General features: G+C 57.6%; 16 protein-coding genes and 3 tRNA genes. 9 read left to right on the forward strand and 10 right to left on the reverse strand.

Features of this window, described 5'->3' with window-relative positions; genetic code table 11:
• The first annotated feature begins 65 nt into the window (after window positions 1-65).
• From PS2015_RS08945 to PS2015_RS08975, 6 genes are all read left to right on the forward strand, one after another.
• On the forward strand, window positions 66-1,610 hold the full coding sequence (locus PS2015_RS08945; protein ID WP_058021879.1) for a methyl-accepting chemotaxis protein: 1,545 nt from the start codon (window positions 66-68) through the stop codon (window positions 1,608-1,610).
• Window positions 1,611-1,683: 73 nt separating this feature from the next.
• On the forward strand, window positions 1,684-2,847 hold the full coding sequence (locus PS2015_RS08950) for an isovaleryl-CoA dehydrogenase (protein WP_058021880.1): 1,164 nt from the start codon (window positions 1,684-1,686) through the stop codon (window positions 2,845-2,847).
• 612 nt (window positions 2,848-3,459) lie between these two features.
• Window positions 3,460-5,061 (forward strand): carboxyl transferase domain-containing protein, encoded by a 1,602-nt coding sequence (locus PS2015_RS08960; protein WP_058021882.1) that lies wholly within the window; start codon window positions 3,460-3,462, stop codon window positions 5,059-5,061.
• 11 nt (window positions 5,062-5,072) lie between these two features.
• Window positions 5,073-5,891 (forward strand): enoyl-CoA hydratase-related protein, encoded by an 819-nt coding sequence (locus PS2015_RS08965; protein WP_058021883.1) that lies wholly within the window; start codon window positions 5,073-5,075, stop codon window positions 5,889-5,891.
• The gene (locus PS2015_RS08970) at window positions 5,888-7,792 is read left to right on the forward strand and encodes an acetyl/propionyl/methylcrotonyl-CoA carboxylase subunit alpha (RefSeq protein ID WP_058021884.1); all 1,905 of its coding nucleotides are present in this window, start codon (window positions 5,888-5,890) and stop codon (window positions 7,790-7,792) included. The genes PS2015_RS08965 and PS2015_RS08970 overlap by 4 nt, the downstream gene beginning before the upstream one ends.
• Complete coding sequence (locus PS2015_RS08975; RefSeq protein ID WP_058021885.1) at window positions 7,792-10,650, forward strand: acetoacetate--CoA ligase; 2,859 nt, start codon at window positions 7,792-7,794, stop codon at window positions 10,648-10,650. Before PS2015_RS08970 ends, PS2015_RS08975 begins: the two co-directional genes overlap by 1 nt.
• A 311-nt stretch (window positions 10,651-10,961) precedes the next feature.
• Here the strand turns inward: PS2015_RS08975 and mtnC are convergent, their stop codons facing one another.
• The 6 genes from mtnC to PS2015_RS09005 form a co-directional block, all read right to left on the reverse strand.
• Window positions 10,962-11,651, reverse strand: a complete 690-nt coding sequence (mtnC, locus tag PS2015_RS08980) for an acireductone synthase (protein WP_058021886.1) — start codon at window positions 11,649-11,651, stop codon at window positions 10,962-10,964.
• The gene (locus PS2015_RS08985) at window positions 11,648-12,211 is read right to left on the reverse strand and encodes a 1,2-dihydroxy-3-keto-5-methylthiopentene dioxygenase (protein WP_058021887.1); all 564 of its coding nucleotides are present in this window, start codon (window positions 12,209-12,211) and stop codon (window positions 11,648-11,650) included. The genes mtnC and PS2015_RS08985 overlap by 4 nt, the downstream gene beginning before the upstream one ends.
• On the reverse strand, window positions 12,208-12,864 hold the full coding sequence (locus PS2015_RS08990) for a methylthioribulose 1-phosphate dehydratase (protein WP_058021888.1): 657 nt from the start codon (window positions 12,862-12,864) through the stop codon (window positions 12,208-12,210). Before PS2015_RS08990 ends, PS2015_RS08985 begins: the two co-directional genes overlap by 4 nt.
• 61 nt (window positions 12,865-12,925) lie before the next feature.
• A complete protein-coding gene (locus PS2015_RS08995; protein WP_058021889.1) occupies window positions 12,926-14,125 on the reverse strand; it encodes a class I SAM-dependent rRNA methyltransferase in 1,200 nt (399 codons plus the stop codon).
• Window positions 14,122-14,976, reverse strand: coding sequence for a pirin family protein (locus tag PS2015_RS09000; RefSeq protein WP_058021890.1), 855 nt, complete (start codon window positions 14,974-14,976; stop codon window positions 14,122-14,124). Before PS2015_RS09000 ends, PS2015_RS08995 begins: the two co-directional genes overlap by 4 nt.
• Window positions 14,977-15,035: 59 nt before the next feature.
• Window positions 15,036-15,623: a nitroreductase family protein gene (locus PS2015_RS09005; protein WP_058021891.1), complete on the reverse strand. Its 588-nt coding sequence runs from the start codon at window positions 15,621-15,623 to the stop codon at window positions 15,036-15,038.
• A 35-nt stretch (window positions 15,624-15,658) separates the two neighbouring features.
• Here PS2015_RS09005 and PS2015_RS09010 point away from each other — a divergent pair, with 35 nt between their 5' ends.
• The 3 genes from PS2015_RS09010 (at window position 15,659) to PS2015_RS09020 (ending at window position 19,918) form a co-directional block, all read left to right on the forward strand.
• A complete protein-coding gene (locus PS2015_RS09010) occupies window positions 15,659-17,554 on the forward strand; it encodes a glycosyltransferase family 39 protein (RefSeq protein ID WP_169792288.1) in 1,896 nt (631 codons plus the stop codon).
• A 79-nt stretch (window positions 17,555-17,633) separates the two neighbouring features.
• Entirely contained in the window at window positions 17,634-19,598 is a 1,965-nt protein-coding gene (locus PS2015_RS09015) for a calcineurin-like phosphoesterase C-terminal domain-containing protein (RefSeq protein ID WP_058021893.1), read from the forward strand.
• Window positions 19,599-19,606: 8 nt separating this feature from the next.
• Window positions 19,607-19,918, forward strand: a complete 312-nt coding sequence (locus tag PS2015_RS09020; protein ID WP_058021894.1) for a DUF3817 domain-containing protein — start codon at window positions 19,607-19,609, stop codon at window positions 19,916-19,918.
• Window positions 19,919-19,995: 77 nt separating this feature from the next.
• On the opposite strand, the gene PS2015_RS09025 is transcribed toward PS2015_RS09020, so the two are convergent.
• The 4 genes from PS2015_RS09025 to pgsA form a co-directional block, all read right to left on the reverse strand.
• Window positions 19,996-20,082: transfer RNA gene (locus PS2015_RS09025), tRNA-Leu, on the reverse strand.
• 100 nt (window positions 20,083-20,182) lie between these two features.
• Window positions 20,183-20,256, reverse strand: a tRNA-Cys gene (locus tag PS2015_RS09030).
• Between the two features lie 63 nt (window positions 20,257-20,319).
• Window positions 20,320-20,395 (reverse strand) — tRNA-Gly (locus tag PS2015_RS09035).
• Window positions 20,396-20,502: 107 nt separating this feature from the next.
• Entirely contained in the window at window positions 20,503-21,048 is a 546-nt protein-coding gene (pgsA, locus tag PS2015_RS09040; RefSeq protein WP_058021895.1) for a CDP-diacylglycerol--glycerol-3-phosphate 3-phosphatidyltransferase, read from the reverse strand.
• Window positions 21,049-21,084 lie beyond the last annotated feature (36 nt).

The raw sequence follows: 21,084 nt of genomic DNA on the forward strand, positions 1-21,084 counted from the left end.
AGTTTCCTGCATCGCCGCCGTTATTAAAGCTGTAAACCCACAGCGCATTACGAAGAGACAACACCATGGCTGAACGCAGAAACTTCTCCGCCAGTGAGAAGCTGGTCTCCACCACTGACCTGAAGAGCTACATCCGCTACGCCAATCCGGAATTTATCAAGATTTCAGGTTTTACCGAGCAGGAGCTGGTCGGCTCGCCGCATAATATTGTGCGTCATCCGGACATGCCAAAGGATGCCTTTAAGGCGCTGTGGGATACCGTTCAACAGGGCAAACCCTGGATGGGCATGGTCAAAAACCAGTGCAAAAATGGCGATTATTACTGGGTGGATGCCTACGTAACACCGGTTTATGAGGGCGGCAAGGTGACTGGCTATCAGTCGGTTCGCTCTTGCCCAGACCAGGTGCATGTGGATGCCGCGGAGTCGCTGTACGGCAAGATCCGTCGCGGAATGTCGGTGCGCCTGCAAGCCATGCTGGGCTGGCGGCAGAGCGTACTGGCGGTACAGGCACTGGCCGTGGCACTGATGCTGGCCGTGGTACTGGTGCCGGCACTGGATGGACTGGCCGGCACGGCACTGGCGGTGCTGGCGGCACTGGCCGGTCTGGGTGGCACGGCGGCGCTGCTATCGCAACTGACCCCGCTGGTGGAACAGGCCGAGACGATTATCGACGACCCCCTGGCCCGCCTGGTGTATACCGGCCATCGCAATGAACTGGGCAGCATTGAGCTGGCCATCAAGGCACGTAAATCACAGGTTGATACCATTCTGAAACGGGTGGATGAGTCGGCTTCACGCCTCGATCAGCTGGCCGCACAGGCCAACGCCGCCGTTGCGGAAACCGACACCGCCATCAATCATCAGGAAGCCGAACTGGCCTCGGTCTCATCGGCCGTTACGGAAATGTCCAGTGCCATTCAGGAAGTGGCCAGCAACACCGCTAACACCTCAACAGCAGCCGAACAGGCTGACCAGAACGTCGTTAATGGTCATCAGTCGATTGACGAAAGCCTGTCTGCCACCACCCAGCTGGCCACCAATATCGACGATATTACCCGCATGATCGAGGATCTGGGTGAAGACAGCACGGCCATCGGCTCAGTCATTGAGGTGATCAACGGTATTGCCGAGCAGACTAATCTGCTGGCTCTTAATGCCGCCATTGAGGCGGCGCGTGCCGGTGAGCAGGGTCGCGGTTTTGCCGTGGTGGCAGACGAGGTGCGCACTCTGGCGCAGCGCACCCAGAACTCTACTGTGCAGATTAAGGAAATCATCAACCGTATTCAGGGCAGCACCCAGAGCTGTGTGGAGTCAATTGCCAGCGCCCAGGAAAAAGCTCAGCGCTGTGTGAACTTCAACCAGGAGGCCGGCCAGGCCTATACCTCTATCAGCAAGGCTGTGTCAGACATTCGCAATATGACCTTCCAGGTGGCCACGGCGGTTGAGGAGCAAAGCGCGGTGGCCGAGGAAGTAAACCGTAATATCGTCAATATCCAGACACAGTCCGAGCGTACCAGCGAGGCCTCGGCCTCCACTGCAGACATCAGCAAGCGCCTGGCGCGTGACATTTCGGCGATGCATGAGCTGGTGAAGCAGTTCTCTGCCTGACGTGTGAATCCGTTCATTTTTGGTTTAGAATCGGTCGCAAGACAATGACAAAAACCAAAGCGGGAGCGGATTCATGCACTACCCCCAACTGAGTTTCGATTTCGACGAAAGCCTGCGCATGCTGCAAGACCAGGTGCAGCAGTTTGCCGCCCGGGAAATTGCCCCGCGCGCCGCCGAAATCGATCAGAGCAATGACTTTCCGGCTGAGCTATGGCGCAAAATGGGCGACCTGGGTTTGCTGGGCATTACTGTCTCTGAGGAATATGGCGGCGCCGACATGGGTTATCTGGCTCATGTGATCGTTGCTGAGGAAATCAGCCGCGCGTCTGCCAGCGTTGGCCTGAGCTACGGCGCTCACTCCAATCTGTGTGTGAACCAGATTTTCCGTAACGGCACAGATGAACAGCGACGCCATTATCTGCCAAAACTGATCTCTGGCGAACACACCGGCGCGCTGGCCATGAGTGAACACAATGCTGGCTCCGATGTAGTCAGCATGCAACTGACCGCGCGGCGCGATGGCGATGATTTTGTGCTGAACGGCAGCAAAATGTGGATCACCAACGGCCCCGATGCACACGTCTATGTTATCTACGCCAAAACCGATCTGGACGCAGGTCCTCACGGCATCACGGCATTTATCGTCGAACGGGATCTGAAGGGCTTTTCCCGCTCTCCCAAACTGGACAAGCTGGGCATGCGTGGCTCCAATACCTGCGAACTGGTTTTTGAAGACTGTCGTGTGCCGGCCAGCCAGATTCTGGGTGGCGAGAACCGCGGCGTTCAGGTGCTGATGAGCGGACTGGATTACGAGCGCGTGGTGCTGTCCGGGGGGCCACTGGGCATCATGCAGGCCTGTATGGATGTGGTGGTGCCTTATGTGCACGATCGCAAGCAGTTTGGGCAGTCCATCGGGGAGTTTCAATTTATTCAGGGCAAGGTGGCAGACATGTACACGGCGCTGAACGCCTCGCGAGCCTATGTGTACGCGGTAGCCCGGGCCTGTGATCGGGGCGAAACAACGCGCAAGGATGCGGCCGGCGCGATTCTGTTCAGTTCGGATCATGCAACGAAGCTGGCCCTGGAGGCGATTCAGATTCTGGGTGGCAACGGGTATATCAATGACTATCCGACGGGGCGGCTGCTGCGTGATGCCAAGCTGTACGAGATTGGCGCGGGGACGCAGGAAATCCGGCGCATGCTGATTGGCCGGGAGCTGTTCCGTGAGACGGCTTGAGCGGGTAATCTCTTCCGCGTCCGCCTTCAGTGCCTATCGGCCATGGCAACCGGATGTCAGGTCGGATCCGGCCATCTTGTTCCCCCGTACAACCGGCGCTGCGGAACTCGACCTCGCCGCACAGCGGCTCGGGACTCGGACAGGCCTCGCGCTTATTCGGTTGTACGGGGAAACAAGAAAGCATGGCCTGATTGGATCCGACCTGACATCCGGCTGCCAAGGCCTGGAATTGGCTTTGGTGGGTGCGTCAGGCATTACCCGCTCAAGCCGTCTCGCGGACTCAGCATTGAGCAGAACATGCGCCGGTTTTCCGCTGGGTGTAACGCGGGGGACGGAGGCGGTCTACGTCCCCTTTTCTGTTAGCGCCAACCGGCAAGCTACCGGGCGGGGGGAAGGTTCCTCGGGTACACCCTCGCTCACATTCCCCCCGCCCGGCAACTCGCCTGGATTGAACAGCGGCGCTGGGGACGTAGACCGCCTCCGTCCCCAGCGCAGCGAGGGTGAGTTCCGCAGCGCCGGCTGGGCAGGCAATGATGGTGGCCAGTTCCAACGGTGCCCGCACTCACCTGCCCCGCTTTCGATCGAAGCTGTTCTAGCTGCCAGGGAGATATTATGAAACGGATTCAGAGTACGGTTGATCGGAACTCCCCGGAGTTCAAGCATAATTATGCGCATCACACACGGCTGCGCGATGAGTTGCAGGCGTTGACCGCTCAGCTTGCGCTGGGGGGTGATGAGAAGTCGCGTGAGCGCCATGTGTCACGCGGTAAATTGTTGCCGCGTGAACGGGTTGAGGCGCTACTGGATACCGGGTCGCCGTTTCTGGAGTTTTCGCAGCTGGCGGCCTGGCAGGTTTACGATGATGACATTCCCGGCGCTGGACTGATCAGTGGCATCGGTATGGTTTCCGGGCAGGCCTGTGTGATTGTGGCCAACGACGCTACCGTCAAAGGTGGCACGTATTACCCTTTGAGTGTGAAAAAGCATCTGCGGGCGCAGCAGATTGCGGCAGAGAACCACCTGCCCTGCATCTATCTGGTTGATTCCGGCGGCGCCAATCTGCCGCATCAGGCAGAGGTGTTTCCGGATCGTGAACACTTCGGGCGAATATTTTTTAATCAGGCACGCATGTCTGCCGCGGGAATACCGCAGATTGCCGCAGTGATGGGCTCATGTACCGCTGGCGGTGCCTACGTGCCGGCCATGGCAGATGAATCGATTATTGTCCGTGATCAGGGTACGATTTTTCTGGGTGGCCCGCCGCTCGTTAAGGCAGCAACCGGCGAGGAAGTCTCGGCGGAGGAATTGGGCGGTGGACGTGTGCATGCCGAGATCTCCGGCGTTGCTGATCAGTTGGCCGATAATGATATGCATGCCCTGGCGCTGGTGCGTCGCAGTATCGCCAGGCTGAACAGAACCGGAGTCTCGCTGAATTTAAATGCACCTGCCCCTTTATACGACACGGACGAGATTTACGGCATCGTCCCTGCGGATGTTCGCACGCCTTATGATGTACGGGAAATTATCGCGCGCATTGTAGATGGCTCCGTGTTTGATGAGTTCAAACCACTTTACGGTTCAACTCTGGTTTGTGGTTTTGCGGACATCTTCGGCCAGCCGGTGGGCATTCTTGCCAATAACGGCATACTGTTTTCGGAAAGTGCGCTGAAGGGTGCACATTTTATTCAGCTGTGTTGCCAGCGCGGCATACCCCTGCTCTTTTTGCAAAACATCACCGGCTTTATGGTAGGCAAGAAATACGAGCATGAAGGTATTGCCAAAAACGGCGCGAAATTGGTTAACGCCGTAGCCACGGCGAATGTTCCAAAGCTGACAGTGTTGATCGGCGGCAGTTTTGGCGCGGGCAATTATGGCATGTGCGGTCGTGCCTATGATCCACGCTTTTTGTGGACCTGGCCGAATGCACGCATCTCGGTGATGGGCGGACCACAGGCTGCCGGCGTGTTGGCACAGCTTCGCGGCGAATGGCTGGCCTCCAAAGGAACGCCCTGGACCGCAGATGAAGAACGTCTCTTCAAAAAACCCATCGAAGATAAATATGAACATGAGGGACATCCTTATTACGCCAGTGCCAGACTCTGGGACGATGGCATCATCGCCCCGGCGGACACACGCACCGTACTGGGCCTGTCTTTATTCGCGGCGCGCCATGCACCAGCACAGGACACCCGCTTTGGCGTATTCAGGATGTGAGGAAAAGCAGGATGTCTGACAAAAATTTTAGTGATGTATTGCAGATTGAAAAGCCGGCAAGTGGCATCGCAGAAATCTGGCTGAATCGACCCGAGAAACACAACGCCTTTGACCCTGCGCTGATTGCCGCCATTCATCGCGCACTGGACACCTTGCGTGATGATTCGTCGACTCGCGTCGTCATCATCGCCGGTCGCGGCAAAAGTTTCTGCTCCGGTGCTGATCTGAATTACATGAAGTCCATGGTGAACTTTTCGCATGCTGAAAATGTTGCCGATGCCGGTCGCCTGTCAGCCATGCTGCAGACATTACATCGCTTTCCCAAACCGGTGATTGCGGCCGTGCACGGCAATGTGTTTGCAGGCGCAACAGGCATTGTCGCCTGCTCTGATTTTGTGATCGCCGCCGACAGTGCGCGTTTCTGTATCAGCGAAGTCAAACTGGGTCTGGTACCCGCCGTGATCAGCCCTTATGTGATGTCACGCATTGGCCCGCATCAGGCACGGCGCTATTTTCTGACAGCAGAAGTTTTTGATGCCGCCGCCGCTCAGCGCGTCGGCCTGGTTCACGAATGCGTTGCCGACGATTCAGTGATGGCCTACGCGCATGCCCGAGCCATGGAAATGCTGCGCAACGCCCCTGCCTCACTGGCAGATACCAAAACCCTGATTCGCGAACTGGTGCCCGTTCCCTCCTCTCCCGAACTGTCGCAACTCACCTGCGAATTGATCGCCCGAGTACGCGCCGGCGATGAAGCGCAGGCCGGACTTCAGGCCTTCCTGGACAAACGCCCGGCACCCTGGATAGCAGATGATGGAGAGACAGCATGATCAAGTCTCTGCTGATCGCCAACCGGGGCGAGATCGCCTGCCGCATCATCCGCACTGCGCATCGGCTGGGGGTGCGGACAGTGCCGGTGTGGTCTGAGGTAGATCGCGGGGCGCTGCATGTGGCGCTGGGGACGGAGGCGGTCTACGTCCCCCGGTCGGTCAGCGCCTGCCGGCAGACCACCCGGCGGGGGGAAGGTTCCTCGGGTACACCCTCGCTCACATTCCCCCCGCCCGGCAGTCTGCCTGGAACTAAAGCTAACGCTGGGGACGTAGACCGCCTCCGTCCCCAGAATCCTTACCTGGACCTGGGCTACCTTATTGAAACCGCCCTCGCTGAGGATGCTGAGGCCATCCACCCTGGCTATGGCTTTCTGTCGGAGAACGCTGAGTTTGCTCAGGCGGTTGTGGACGCCGGGCTGATTTTTGTCGGGCCGCCGGCCTCCGCGATCGCGGCCATGGGCTCTAAGTCCCAGGCCAAGCGTTTGATGACTGAGGCAGGTGTGCCCTTGCTACCCGGGTATCATGGGGATGATCAATCCGCAGACACATTACTGGCCGAGGCGAACAAGATCGGGTATCCCGTGCTGATCAAAGCGGTGTCTGGCGGTGGTGGTCGTGGCATGCGCATTGTTGAGGATGCGGCACAATTCTCTGAGGCCCTGGCCGCCGTCAAACGTGAGGCGAAAGCGGCGTTTAACGACGATAAAGTCTTGATTGAGAAGTACCTTGCACGCGCACGGCATGTGGAAGTTCAGATCTTCGCTGACAATCATGGTAATTGCCTGCACCTGCATGAGCGTGATTGCTCGATTCAGCGCCGGCACCAGAAGCTGATAGAAGAGGCACCTGCCCCGGGCTTAAAAACCGCCACGCGGCTGGCTATGGGCGAAGCAGCTGTTCGTGCAGCGCAGGCCATTGGCTACAGCGGAGCAGGTACGGTGGAGTTCTTGTATCAGGATGATGCTTTTTATTTTCTGGAAATGAATACCCGCCTGCAAGTTGAGCATCCAGTCACGGAAATGATCACCGGCCTGGATCTGGTTGAATGGCAATTGCGCGTAGCGTCGGGCGAACCTTTACCTGTCACGCAGGATGAGATTCAGCGCGATGGCTGGTCTATTGAGGCTCGTATTAATGCTGAAAGCGGAGCGCCGGACTTTCTGCCATCAATCGGGCTGATTGAATCACTGCGCTGGCCGCGGGGCGAGAACATCCGGGTGGACGCCGGCTTCCGTGCGGGTGATCGCATCAGCATGAACTATGACAGCATGATTGGAAAAGTAATTGCACATGGCTCCTCTCGGGCAGAAGCAGTTGCACGGCTATCTGAGGCTTTAAGTCAATTGCAGATCAATGGCATAGAAAACAATGCTGATTACCTGGGCGCGATTCTGGATACCGACGCGTTTCGCCAGGGCGAGGTACAAACCGGATTTATTATGGATCATCAGGCCGCTATCGCAGCGGAACTGGTAAGACGGAATAGTGCACGAATGACCTCTTCGGCGACAGGCGCTGCGTCGGCTATCAAAAGCGCCAACGACTGGGGGCACCTGTCTGCCTGGCGTAGCGTTTCCAATGCCTATTCTGTGCAGCATCACTTACGCCCCCTGTTTGGCGACGGCAACCCTTCTGCCGCCTGTGATCCGGTGACGCTGACCGGCGACACGCATGCGGGCGATCATCACAAGCAGACCCGCGCGCCATTGCCCGGACGCATCATCAGTGTGCAGGTGAGTCCCGGCGATACTGTCAAGGCGGGTCAAGCGCTGCTGATCATGGAGGCAATGAAAATGGAACATACCCTGCGCGCCGCGGCCGACGCTGTGATTGACTCAGTGCTGTGCGCTGAGGGTGATATGGTGCAACCGGATCAGATTTTGATGGAGTTTACTGACTAATGGCAATCAAGACTGGCACACAGATTCAATTAGTGGAAATGGGCGCTCGCGACGGCCTGCAGAACGAACCTGGCACAGTGCCTGCCACTGTCAAAGTTGAGTTGATAGAACGGCTGGCCGCTGCGGGATTACGTCGCATAGAGGCCGGCAGTTTTGTATCACCACGCTGGATTCCCCAGATGGCTGACTCAGAAGAAGTCTTCCGACTGATACGTCGCCGCCCGGGCGTGCGTTATTCCGCGCTGACTCCAAACCTGCAGGGACTTGATCGCGCTATGCAAGCCGGCGCCGATGAAGTGGCAGTATTTGCTGCTGCGTCCGAAGCATTCAGCCAGAAAAACATTAACTGCGGCATCAAGGAAAGCATACAGCGCTTCACTGACGTGTGCCAGGTGGCACTTGAAAAGGGTTTGCCGGTGCGCGGTTATGTCTCCACCGCCATGGGCTGTCCCTACCAGGGCAAGGTACCGTTGCAGGATGTGGTCATGGCGGTGCGGGAGCTAATTAAACTGGGCTGCTATGAGGTCTCGATAGGCGACACCATCGGCGTTGGCACTCCAATACAGGTCTACGAAGTGTTGTCCGCCTGCCTGGACGTTGCGCGTCCAGATCAGCTGGCCATGCATTTCCACGACACCTATGGTCAGGCGCTGGCCAACCTGCGCAGCGGTCTGGAGCTGGGTATTCACACCATCGATGCCTCAGTCGCCGGCCTGGGTGGCTGCCCCTACGCAAAGGGCGCCAGTGGTAATGTGGCGACCGAAGATGTGTTGTACATGCTGCACGGCATGGGTTACGAGACTGGTGTCGACCTTGATGCACTGGTGGAAACCAGCCACTGGATCTGCGAGCAGCTGGGTCGACTTAACGGCTCCAAGGTGGCACTGGCGCTGGGGACGGAGGCGGCTCGGGGGACGGAGGCGGTCTCCGTCCCTAGGGACGGAGACCGCCTCCGTCCCCCGAGCCGCCTCCGTCCCCCGCGCTACCACCTCCGTCCCCAGCGCCTCCATGCTTTCTCGATCAGCCACCGCCAGGAGTTTTGGCGTCTGACCATGATCCACACTGGCATCATCACGCAGCAAATGGGCGAGACCATCCTGCAGGAAGGCGACAAAATCTGGCAGGACCGCTGGTTCCCCGACACAAAGCTGAATTACGCACAGAACCTCTTGCGATTCAGGGATGAGCAGGCGGCGTTGGTTTTTCAGGACGAGGCAGGTAACAAGCAGCAACTCAGCTATGCAGAGCTGGCCGAGCAGACAGCGCGTCTGGCCGACTGGCTGAAACAGCAAGGCATCAAGCCGGGCGATCGGATCGCGGGCTTTGCTGCTAACCGGATTGAAACCGTCGTCGCCATGCTGGCTGCCACCTCGCTGGGTGCTGTCTGGTCGTCATGTTCACCGGACTTTGGTGTGAACGGAGTGCTGGATCGCTTCAAACAAATCACGCCACGTGTTCTGTTTGCGGTCAGCAGCCATTTATACGCCGGCAAGCTGAACGTTCATCAGCAGACCCTGAACAAACTCATACAGGAATTGCCCACTCTGCAATCTGTGGTACTGCTGCCCGAGCTTTACGAGAACAAGAACAAGCCGATATCAACAGACAACTGCCAGGTCGTCGAATGGCAACAGACGCAAGGCGATTGCAGTCAGCCTGCCCCTGTGCTGAACTTCCACGCCTGCGACTTCAATGACCCGCTGTACATCATGTACTCCTCCGGTACAACAGGCGTTCCCAAGTGCATCGTACATGGGGTAGGCGGCACCTTGCTGCAGCACCGCAAAGAGCACCAGTTGCATCTGGAACTGACGCGCAATGATGTTTTATTTTATTTCACCACCTGCGGCTGGATGATGTGGAACTGGCTGGTCAGCGGACTGGCATCAGGTGCCACACTTGTTCTGTTTGATGGCTCTCCCTTCCACCCGAAACCCGACATTCTGTTTGATCTGGCCGAAGACACAGGTATCACCGTCTTTGGTACATCGGCCCGCTATCTGGCTTCTGCCGAGAAAGCCGGACTCAAACCAGTCGACTCTCACAATCTGAGCAGAATGCGCGCCCTGCTGTCCACCGGCTCACCGCTGAGTGCCGAAGGTTTCGATTATGTGTGGCGGGACATTAAACAGGACATCCGTCTGCAATCCATCTCCGGTGGTACCGACATTATCTCCTGTTTTGTGCTCGGCTACCCGTGGGGCGAGATACACCGTGGCGAGATCCAGGGCGCTGGACTCGGCATGGACGTGGTGGTATTGAACGAGAATGGCCAGGCCGTCATTGGCGAAAAAGGCGAGCTGGTGTGCCGGCAGTCCTTCCCCAGCATGCCACTGGGTTTCTGGAACGACTCGGACAACAGCAAGTACCAGGCCGCCTACTTTGAGCGTTTCGCAGACATCTACCCGCGCGGCGTCTGGACTCATGGTGATTACGCCGAGCAGACCGAAAACGGCGGCTGGATCATCTACGGTCGCTCCGACACAGTACTGAACCCCGGCGGCGTGCGCATAGGCACCGCCGAGCTCTACCGTCAGGTAGAACTCATTGAAGACGTACTGGAATGCGTGGCCGTCGGCCAGGAATGGGAAAACGATGTACGCATTGTGCTGTTTGTGCGACTGCGCGAAGGCCTGTCCCTCGACGATGCCCTGCAGACCCGCATCCGCCAGACCATCCGCAGTGGTGCCTCACCCCGGCACGTCCCTGCCATCATCCGCCAGGTGCAGGACATCCCCCGCACCCTCAATGGCAAGATCGCCGAAACTGCCGTGCGCGAAGCCCTTCACGGCCGCCCGGTGAAAAACAAAGACGCACTGGCAAATCCTGAATCACTGCAGGAGTACACGGCTGGCTAACGCGGGGGACGGAGGCGGTCTACGTCCCCAGCACAACTTCCTATACTCTGACAGGTGGCACAAGGGCTGGGTGAGGGTGGAAACGATGGGAACCTTTCAGGCCATGTTTTCTTTTCCCCGCTGACAGCCGAAAAGCGGGCGGGACTGTCTGAGTCCCGAGGGGCGCAGCCGCGAGGTCGAGTTCCCCCCCGCCGGATGCCAGCGGGGAAAAGATGGCCGGTTCACAGCGCGTCCACCCTCACCCAGCCCGCTCTGCAACGAAACTAATGCGCGAGGAAGATCAGGGACGTAGACCGCCTCCGTCCCCCGCGTCACTCCAGGGTGATTTCCTCAAATGAATGCACCACCGGATGCCTGGACGTCACTTCGCCCTCGCTCTCCTGCGGCCGCACCACCCGAATGGTGCGGATCCCAATCTCTGCCGCAGCATCCAGCTCACCCTCGATGTCGGACAGGAAGAGGATGTCCTCAGGCGGCAACGCTATCCATTCAGCGATATTGCGATAAGACTGCGCCTCCTGTTTGGCGCCGATGGTGGTGTCAAAATAGCCAGCAAACAGCAGGCGCAGATCGCCGTAAGTTGTGTAACGGAAGAACAGCCGCTGAGCTTTTTCTGAGCCGGAAGAGTAGACATACAGATTGATGCCCTGCTCCTGCCATTCACGCAGTTTCTCCGGCACGTCGGGGTAGACGTGCGCCTGGTACTCACCCCGCGAATAACCCTGCTCCCAGACCATGCCCTGCAAGGCCTTCAGCTCGGTGACTTTCTCATCATTGCGCATCCACTCCTGTAACTGGGCTATCAGTGCCTCAGTATTACGCAGCGGAATACCGGTGTTTTCGCTCATTGCGCGAAGCTGACGCGCCACATCTCTTTCTTCCTTGTGCTTGCGAATAAAGTCAGGCAGAAACTGCTCGGCATACACAAACAGAATGTCCTTGACGAAACGAATGGAGCTGGTCGTTCCCTCAATATCCGTGACAATTGCAATAGGCTTCATTGTGACTCCAGTCGGGAAAACGATTCAGCAATCGTACTTCCGGTGTAGTTGGCAACCCAGCCTTCCGGGTTGTTAAAGAATCGAATAGCAACAAACCTTGGGTTGGGGCCCATGTCAAACCAGTGTGGCGTGTTGGCCGGCACAGAAATCAGGTCACCTTTCTCGCACAGAACTTCATACACTCTGCCCTGCACATGCAGACTGAACAAGCCCCGACCGTCGACAAAAAAGCGCACTTCATCTTCGCTGTGACGGTGTTCGCTCAGAAACTTCTGTCGCATTTCCGGCACTTTGGCCTGTACGTCGGGATTGTCCATGGCATCCAGGCTGATGACATCCACAGTCTGGTAACCTTCTTCAGCAATCAACTGATCGATATCATCCTTATAAGCAGCCATGACCTGCTCGGGCGAATCCCCGGCCTTGACCTGCGCACCGGCCTGCCAGCGCTCAAAGCGAATACCCACAGCGGCCAGTTCAGCGGCAATCTCATCGCCGTCAGTGCTGTGCATCAGTTCATGATCCGGTTTGTCGTCAGCAAAAATACTCAGTTCGCTCATACTAAAGCCTCGTGATCAGCGCCCCTGGCGGGCGTGCCATTACCCCGCTGGGCATTCCAATAATAGTCCAGTAAAAACTCCAGCGCCTCAAGATGGCGCATTGTCGCAGCCAGATCCGGGCCCCAGGTGTACAATCCGTGCCCCCTGATCAGATAAGCATGCCCTGTGCCATGTTTATCCATATGGGCATCAACCTGCTTTGCAAGGGCGGCAATGTCCTGCGTGTTATCAAACACCGGTATACTCAGACTGCTGTCGTGAGTGGTGGTTCCCTGCAAGGCTTTCAGCAGTTCAAGGCCGCTGATGGTGATGCATGGCGTCTCGGCCTGCATGGACACCAGGGTAGACTTCAGTGAATGCGTGTGCAAAACCGCCCCAATCGTTGCATCACGCCGGTATAGCTGGGTATGCAATAAGGTCTCAGCCGAGGGCCGTTTGCCATCCAGCGACTGCCCGGCCATGTCCACCTGCATGATGTCTTCGGGCTGCAGTGCACCTTTATCACGCCCCGACACCGTGATGGCACAGGAGTGAGCATCGAGTCGCTGCGAGAAATTGCTGCTGGTGGCCGGGCACCAGCCCTGCTTCCAGATACGCTGGCCAGCGTCGATCAGACCGTCGACGGCCTGCTGGAAAGTCTGTAATTGAGTCATGGGCGGGGATTATAAACCGAAACGCGCCAATCGATAAGCAAACTGCCATTGAAAAAGCCGATCAATCCAATAGGCAAATCAGACCTTTCAGGTAGAGTGATTCGGGGAATGGCAGTGCCACCAGGTGGTCTTCGGCCTGATGCAGAAAACGGGTAATCTGCCCGCTGCGCCCGGCGTCCAGCAATGCATCGGCGGTTATCTTCTGGAACAGACCCGGGTCGATGGCACCGGAACAGGAGAAAGTGACCAGATAGCCGCCTGGCTTGATGAGCTGCGCGGCCTGCAGGGCAATGTCCTTATAGGCGCGGGCAGCGCGTTTGAATTGATGTTTGGTCTCGGCGAATTTGGGCGGATCCAGCACCACGATGTCAAACTGGCGCCCCTGCTGTTTCAGTTCGCGCAGGTATTCAAACACATTGGCCTGCACCAGCTCAGCCTGATCGGGGTCAAATCCGTTCAGCTGCAGATTCCGCCCTGCCAGCTCCAGCGCCGGCCCCGACGAGTCCACATTAGTCACATGTGCCGCGCCACCATGCAGCGCCGCGATGCCGAAACCGCCGGTATAAGAAAAGCAGTTCAGCACCGTCGCCGGCTGCGAACGCGCCGCGCACAGCTGCTGCACGACGTTACGGTTATCAAACTGGTCCAGGTAGTAGCCCGTTTTATGACCATCGACGATGCTCACCAGATACTGCCGCCCCTGCTCATTCAGAGTGATATAGTCCGGTGGTTCAGCGCCCGCCAAGAGGCCCTTGCGCTGCTCCAGCCCCTCGTGTTTGCGCACCGCCACATCGGATCGCTCGTAAATACCCTTGATCTCGGGCAGTGTGTATTGCAGTGCATCAATAATGGCCTGGCGCCAGTATTCAGTGCCGCTGGAAAGGATCTGACAAGAGAGGAAATCACCGTAGCGATCCACCACCAGGCCAGGCAATTGATCCGACTCACCATAAATAAGCCGCAAACCGTTGCGCTTTTCATGAAACAGATGACCGCGACGGTTGATGGCGGCCTGCACCTGGCGGCGGATAAAATCGGCATCAATCACTGCGTTTGGGTCGAAACCCCACATGCGCGCGCGAATCTGGGAATGCGGTGAGTAGGCTGCCAGCCCCAGTTCCCGGCCACTGGCATCAACCACCTTGACGGTTTCACCATTGGCCGGATTGCCGCTGACTTTGGCAACGGCACCGGAAAAGACCCAGGGATGGTGGCGCAGCAAGGACGATTCGCGCCCCTTGCTCAGGTGTAAAGTGTTCATGGCAGGGGGATGCGTTCCTCATCATCGCCGGGTATGGCGGGAAATTCGCCATTTTCCCATCTTTCCCGCGCCGCATTTATGGTGGCGCGGTCGTAAGCCACAAAATTCCAGTGAATATGCGGCACCTGCTCGAATTTTTTGCCACCGATCATGGCAAAGCGGGCGTCGTCCTGCGCTCTTATGAGTGTGTCACCTGACTCCAGCAATACAAAATCACCCTTGGTGTAGCTTGTATCATTGATCAGCACAGTGCCACTGACCACACAGATGGCGGCCTCTTGCTCAGGGTCAGGATGTTCCAGCTGACGACCTTTGTCCAGCATCACATCCAGGTAGAACATGGGCGAAAAAGTACGCACCGGCGATCCCCGACCGTAGGCATTGCCCACGATCAGGCGCATCATGATGCCGGGCCGATAAATACAGGGCAGATCATTTTTGCTGATGTGCTGAAAATCCGGCTCAATGGTTTCATGATCCTGCGGCAGCGCTACCCACAGCTGCAGGCCGTAAAGGGGGTGATCCTTGGAGCGAACTTCATGCGTTTCGCGTTCGGAATGCACAATGCCGCGACCAGCAATCATCCAGTTTACATCGCCAGGGAAGATTTCCTGCACCGACCCCAGACTGTCGCGATGCAGCATGCTGCCTTCAAACAGATAGGTCACGGTCGCCAGGCCAATATGCGGATGCGGGCGCACGTTGATGCCCTGCCCGGCAGGAAATTGCGCGGGCCCGATGTGATCAAAAAATATGAAGGGTCCCACCATTTTCTTTTCCGGGTGGGGCAGTATGCGCGAGACGGAGAACCCGCCCAGGTCTTTATTGTCGCCTTTTAATAGTTTAGCCATGCTTAAGCTCCTGTCGGCGCTGGTGACGCTGGGGACGTAGACCGCCTCCGTCCCCAGCATCACCAGCGTTTCAATACATCCGCCAGCGGTTTGCGTCCTGACGGTTTTTCCTTGGCGGCCACCTCGGCCGACAGGACGTCGGGTTCTGCGGCCACGCCGATGGCGATGCCGCAGATGACTTTGTGATTATCGTCAAGCTGCAGGTAGTCTGCTACTTGCTGGTGCTTAATGCCACCCATGCCGTGCGTATAAAGCCCCATCTGGCGAGCCTGCAGGCTCAGGGCCATCCAGGCGGCGCCGGCGTCGTATTCGGCGTAGGCGTTGTCTTTGCCATTGTGGTTGAAGGTTTTGCGGACCACCACAAAACAAAGCAGTGATGCGTTTTTGGCCCAGACCTGATTGCCTTCCAGCAGCAAATCAAGGAAATCATCATAGGTCTCCTCGGTGGAGACGTGAAATTCCCAGGGCTGATCATTGAAGCACGAGGGTGCCCAGCGAGCGGCCTCAAACAGAACGTTAACATCGGCTTCGGCAATAGGGGTTTTGACAAATGCCCGGGGCGACCAGCGCCGCGCCAGTGTTTCATCAACACCAGGCAGGCTGTCGCGTGCAGAAAAGTCGGGATTAATACTGTCAGGGTATGGCATTATTGCTCCTTTTAAACTGTTGGTGCCTGACGCCCATGATGACCAACAACGCCCCAACACGCAACGTTTTAAGCCCGCTGCCAGTTGCTGCGTTACTGCTGCTGATTACGAGTATCAAGCTGATGCTGGCCTGGCGGCTGGAGCTGTATAGCGACGAGATTTTCTACTGGCAGGCCTCGCAGTTTCCGGCACTGGCTTATAGCGATCTGCCATTTATGGCCGCCCTGCTGGCGGGGCTGGGCAGCGAGCTGCTGGGCAATACACCGCTGGCAGTGCGCTCGCTGTTTCTGCTGATGGGCAGCAGTCTGCCGCTGCTGATCTACTGGCTGGCCTTGCCGCTGACCGGTCAGAGGGACGCGCTGACATCCGCGCTGCTGACACTGTGCCTGCCCATGGCAGCCTTCCTGGGTCTGCTGGCGGTGCCCGATGTGCCGATGATTTTCTGGGGCATGTTATTTCTGGGCATGTTAGAGCGCGCCACCCGAACCGGGCACTCCGGCTACTGGCTGGCGGCTGGCGTGATGGCCGCAATGGGCCTGTCCAGCCATTACCGCTTTGTACTCTATCCGTTGGCGGCGGTGGTCTACCTGCTGATTGCCACCGACCATCGACATTACTGGAAAAGTCCCGGGCTCTGGCTGGGTGGCCTGATCGGGCTGTGCGGATTTATCCCGGCGCTGTCATTCAATCTGATGCATGATTTGAGCGGCCTGGATTATCATCTGGTCGACCGCCACCCCTGGCAATTCCAGGCCGAAGGGCTGATGCACCCGCTGATTCAGGCCGTCATCGTCACGCCACTGATGTACGCCGCACTTTGGTATACCCTGTGGCGCACGTTTCTGCAGGGGCGTGAAGGCGACAACCGCGCCACACTGTTCATGCTGTTTGCCCTGTTCAACCTGGGCGTTTACCTGCTACTGTCGCCCTGGAGCGACACCACCCGTACCACCCTGCACTGGCCTCTGTCCGGCTACCTGCCGCTGCTGGTATTTTTGCCACAGACCCTGCGACACATCGCCAATCAATGGTCCGCCAAAGCCGCCATCAGCACGCCACTGCTGGGCCTGCTGGGCACTTTTCTGGTGCTGGCCGGTATTGGCTCACAAGGCTTTAATCAGCAACTGCAGACTCTGGTGGGTAATGACGTGCTGTCCAATAAAATGGCCGGCTGGCAACCTCTGGCAGAGAAAATTGAGCAACTTGACCAGCAGCATGCATTGCCAGCGGAACGACTGTACGTCACAGATAACTACTACACGGCCGCGCAGCTCAGCTTCAAGTTTCCCGACCTGCAGGTCTACACAATCGACGAAGACAAAACCATTCGCGATGGCCGCGCCACGCAGTATGCCCTGTGGCAGCGCCACACCCCGGCGCTGATGCAGCATGACATCGACAATATCGTCTTCATTACCGAAGACAGCACGCTGGATATCGACGAAAAAACGACCGTGATGCAGCTCGCCTGCAGCCTGTTTCAGCCGCTCAACTTTATCGACCAGCTCACCCTGTTTAATGGTGACAAACGCTTCAGCATTTACTACGGCCAGAAAGGTTACCAGACCAGCCTGGGGTCGCCTTGCCCCCTTCCCGCTCTGACCTGGCTGGATCAGCCGGCTGAAGATGTGACACTCTCCGGCACCGTCACAATCAGCGGCTGGAGCATCGTGCCGGGTTTTGGAGCACGGGAAATTAAGGTATTGCTCAATCGGCAGTCAATCGCCACCGCCAGCCGACAAATCCACCGCGAAGATGTGGTACAACTGATGAATGGCGACAGCGATCCGGATGCGCCGGTGCTGGGTTTTGAAGTCTTGGTCGATACCACACAATTCCCGAACGGACGTTACGAGCTGGCCATCGAGACTGTCTCTGGCACCGGCCAGCTCAGACTGAGCGGGCAACGGCGCATCAGTATTCGGAACTGACAAACTCCCGTCACAAAGTTCGGGCTAGCATGACATTTTTCCTAATCTGTGACAGGCCCTTCAGGGCCGGAGGTAGCTCATGAACCGCGTGACCAGACTGATCCCGCTTACCCTGGCAGCTCTCGGACTAAGCATTACCGCTCACGCCCAACCCTGGACCGGCCAAGTTGAAGTCATCCGCGGCGCCAGTTCCGGAGACACCATTCAGGGCCTGGTGTTCAATGATCTCAATGGCGACAGCCGCCGCCAGCCCAACGAACCAGGTATTGCCGATGTGCTGGTCAGCAATGGTCTTGATGTTGTACAAACCGATGCCAACGGGCGCTATGAGATTGGCGTACGTGCAGATATGGACCTGACAGTTGTACAACCGGCCGGCTGGCAGGTACCGGTTGATCACCGCATGGTGCCGCAATTTGCCTATACCCACAAACCCGGCGGAACCCCGGAACCCTTACGATTTGGCGGCTTACCGGACACCGGGCCAGCGCCTTCGCAGGTAAATTTTCCGCTGCGCGCGCGCAGTAACCCTGACAATACCTTTACCTGCGCGGCCATCGGCGATAGTCAGACCTACTCAAACGGCGAGCTGAGCCAGTTCCGCGACAGCGCCATTGCTGATCTGGTGCAAATGGATCTGGGCAGCAATGACTGTCTGGTATATCTGGGCGATGTGGTCGGTGATGATCTGGACGTGCTGGAGCGCCTGCTGGAGGTTGGCTCAGCCGTCGGTGTGCCACAGTGGATGGCACTGGGCAACCACGACATCGACTTTGACGCCAGCAGCGATGCACACTCCTCCGATTCCTGGCGGCGAATCTATGGACCGAACTACTACGCATTCGAAACAGGTCAGGTGACATTCATTGTACTGGACAACATCATCTACCCTTGCGGCGAGGAAGAACTCAGGCTGCCAGGGCGTGAATTCTGTGTCGAATCAGACCGTCCGGTTTACAATGTACGAGTCCATGACACTCAACTTCAATGGCTTGAAAACCTGCTGCGGCACACACCGGAAGACCGACTGATCGTAATGGCGCATCATGGCCCAATGCTGTCATTCTATGGATCCGGTTCTTTTCAGCATCAGGATGATGCCACTGCACAGATTCATGCCCTGGTGGCCGGCCGCGAAGCGCTGTCTCTGTCCGGTCACCTACATACGCTGGAAAACATCGCGCCTGGTGAATCCTTCGACGGCTGGCAGCAGGCACTGGGTGTCGACAGCGCTCCCTTCCGTCACATTGTGGCTGGCGCCGCATCCGGTCACTGGTGGCAGGGTGATCTTGGTATCGATGGCGACGCCATGGCACTGCAGCGTATGGGCGCCCCCAAAGGACTGCTGATGCTGGACTTTCAGGGCAGTGAATATCGGGAACACTACGTGGGTTCCCGCATAGACCCACGGCGCGGTCAGTGGGTGGACTTTAACACGCCCGCCTTCCGCGAGTGGTTTGACATCCTGCAGGCATGGCGATCACTGCCGGCGCGTGAACGAAATCCTGTGCCGCCGGTTTCCATCAACGACCTGCCGGACACCCGGATACTCACCCCCGAGGAGTTGAGTCAGGGTGTTTTCATCACCGCCAACGTCTGGAACGGCAGTCGGGAAACACAAGTCAGCGCCCGCATCAATGGCGGCGCGCCGATAACACTGAGCCGCACTCAACAGGGAACCGGCGAGGCCGCACAGATCGGCGCCGAGTATGCCGATCCTTTCACCGTCAAGCGTCAGGCTACGGTAGGCAGATATGCCATAGAAAGCACGATGGGACGTCCCCGCAACCAGGGCTACGAAGCCTACCGTGGTTCTCGATTTCAGGGTCCGCCGCAGCCCCAGACAGCCATCGCTGATCGCAACATGCACCTGTGGCGTGCCACTTTGCCAACTGATCTGCCGCACGGCGTGCATACCCTCGAGGTGACCAGCATCGACCGGCACGGCCGCCGGTATACCGACCGCGTGATATTCGAGGTGCGTGAGGCGCGACCCGATCCACTGCATCGCGTTGACGTATGGGATATGGATACCGGACAATAGCGTCCAATATGACACATACTCTGACATTTTCTGCAGGTCGGCTGTTCTCAATTGTAGCCCTGATAGAAGCCCTGACCTGGGCCGGCCTGCTGATTGGCATGTACCTGAAATACGTCACTGGTACTACCGATTTCGGAGTGTGGCTCTTTGGCCGATTGCATGGCGCCGCTTTCATCGCCTACGTGGTGGTGACCTTTTTCTGCATGACGCGACTGCGCTGGCCATGGTGGGCCAGCATGCTCGCCATTATGGCGGCTATTCCGCCGCTGGTGACACTGCCGCTAGAGATATGGTTCAGGCGCAAGGGCTTGCTGGGGTAGGCCCGAGCCCGAAAGACGAACTCATCAAGCCAGTAATAACACTGAGCTCGTTTAAGAAAAAATTTCGGAGATTTGATTGGTGCCCGGGACCGGAATCGAACCGGTACGGAGTTTCCCCCGAGGGATTTTAAGTCCCTTGCGTCTACCAATTTCGCCACCCGGGCAGTTTGTCCTTGCGGCCGCTCCCGGACTCCTGTCCTCCGCGGCACTCGTGCATCCTGCACGTCGTCTACCAATTTCGCCACCCGGGCGGCTTGTAGAAAATGGAGGCTGGGGTCGGAATCGAACCGGCGTACGCGGAGTTGCAGTCCGCTGCATGACCACTCTGCCACCCAGCCTGTACTGTTCCAAATTTTACCTGGCAGACAGGTAACTTCCGGACTGGCCAGTGGCCGTATGTTTGGAGCGGGAAACGAGACTCGAACTCGCGACCCCGACCTTGGCAAGGTCGTGCTCTACCAACTGAGCTATTCCCGCATTAAACTGGTTTTTTTACGTCTTTTGCATCACTGCGAAAGAGGCGCTTATTCTAATGGCATTCGGTACGATGTCAAGCATCAGTCTCCGAATTTTTCGCCGTTTTTTCACCTCATGGTCGGCAAGGCACTCTTCAAATAGTTGACCATGGACCACACACTCAAGGCGGCGGAAAGATATATCAACACATAGCCCAATTGCAAGACCCAACGCGGAAATTCCGGGCTGTAGGCCAGCAAAACGATGATGGCAATCATCTGCACGGTGGTTTTCACCTTGCCTATATAACCAACGGCCACCTTGTCCCGCTCGCCGCGTGATGCCATCCATTCGCGTAATGCGGAGATGAAGACTTCGCGGCCGATAATGATGGCCGTGGGGACCACAAACCAGGGACTGGGGAAATTGGCGGTGAGCAGCACCAGCGCCATCACCACCAGCAGTTTGTCGGCCACCGGATCCAGAAAGGCGCCAAAGGGCGAGGTCTGATTCAGTTTGCGGGCCAGGTACCCATCCAGCCAATCGGTGATACTGGCAACGGTAAACAGCGCCGCGGCTGCGAGCTGGCTCCAGGCAAAACCACTGTAGTAAACCACAACAATCAGCGGCACCAACAGGACTCGCGATATTGTTACCGTATTGGCCGCGTTCATTGCTGATTGTCTCTCCCTTGTATTCCCGATCGTGTA

It is taken from the genome of Pseudohongiella spirulinae (assembly GCF_001444425.1).
Lineage (GTDB): Bacteria > Pseudomonadota > Gammaproteobacteria > Pseudomonadales > Pseudohongiellaceae > Pseudohongiella > Pseudohongiella spirulinae.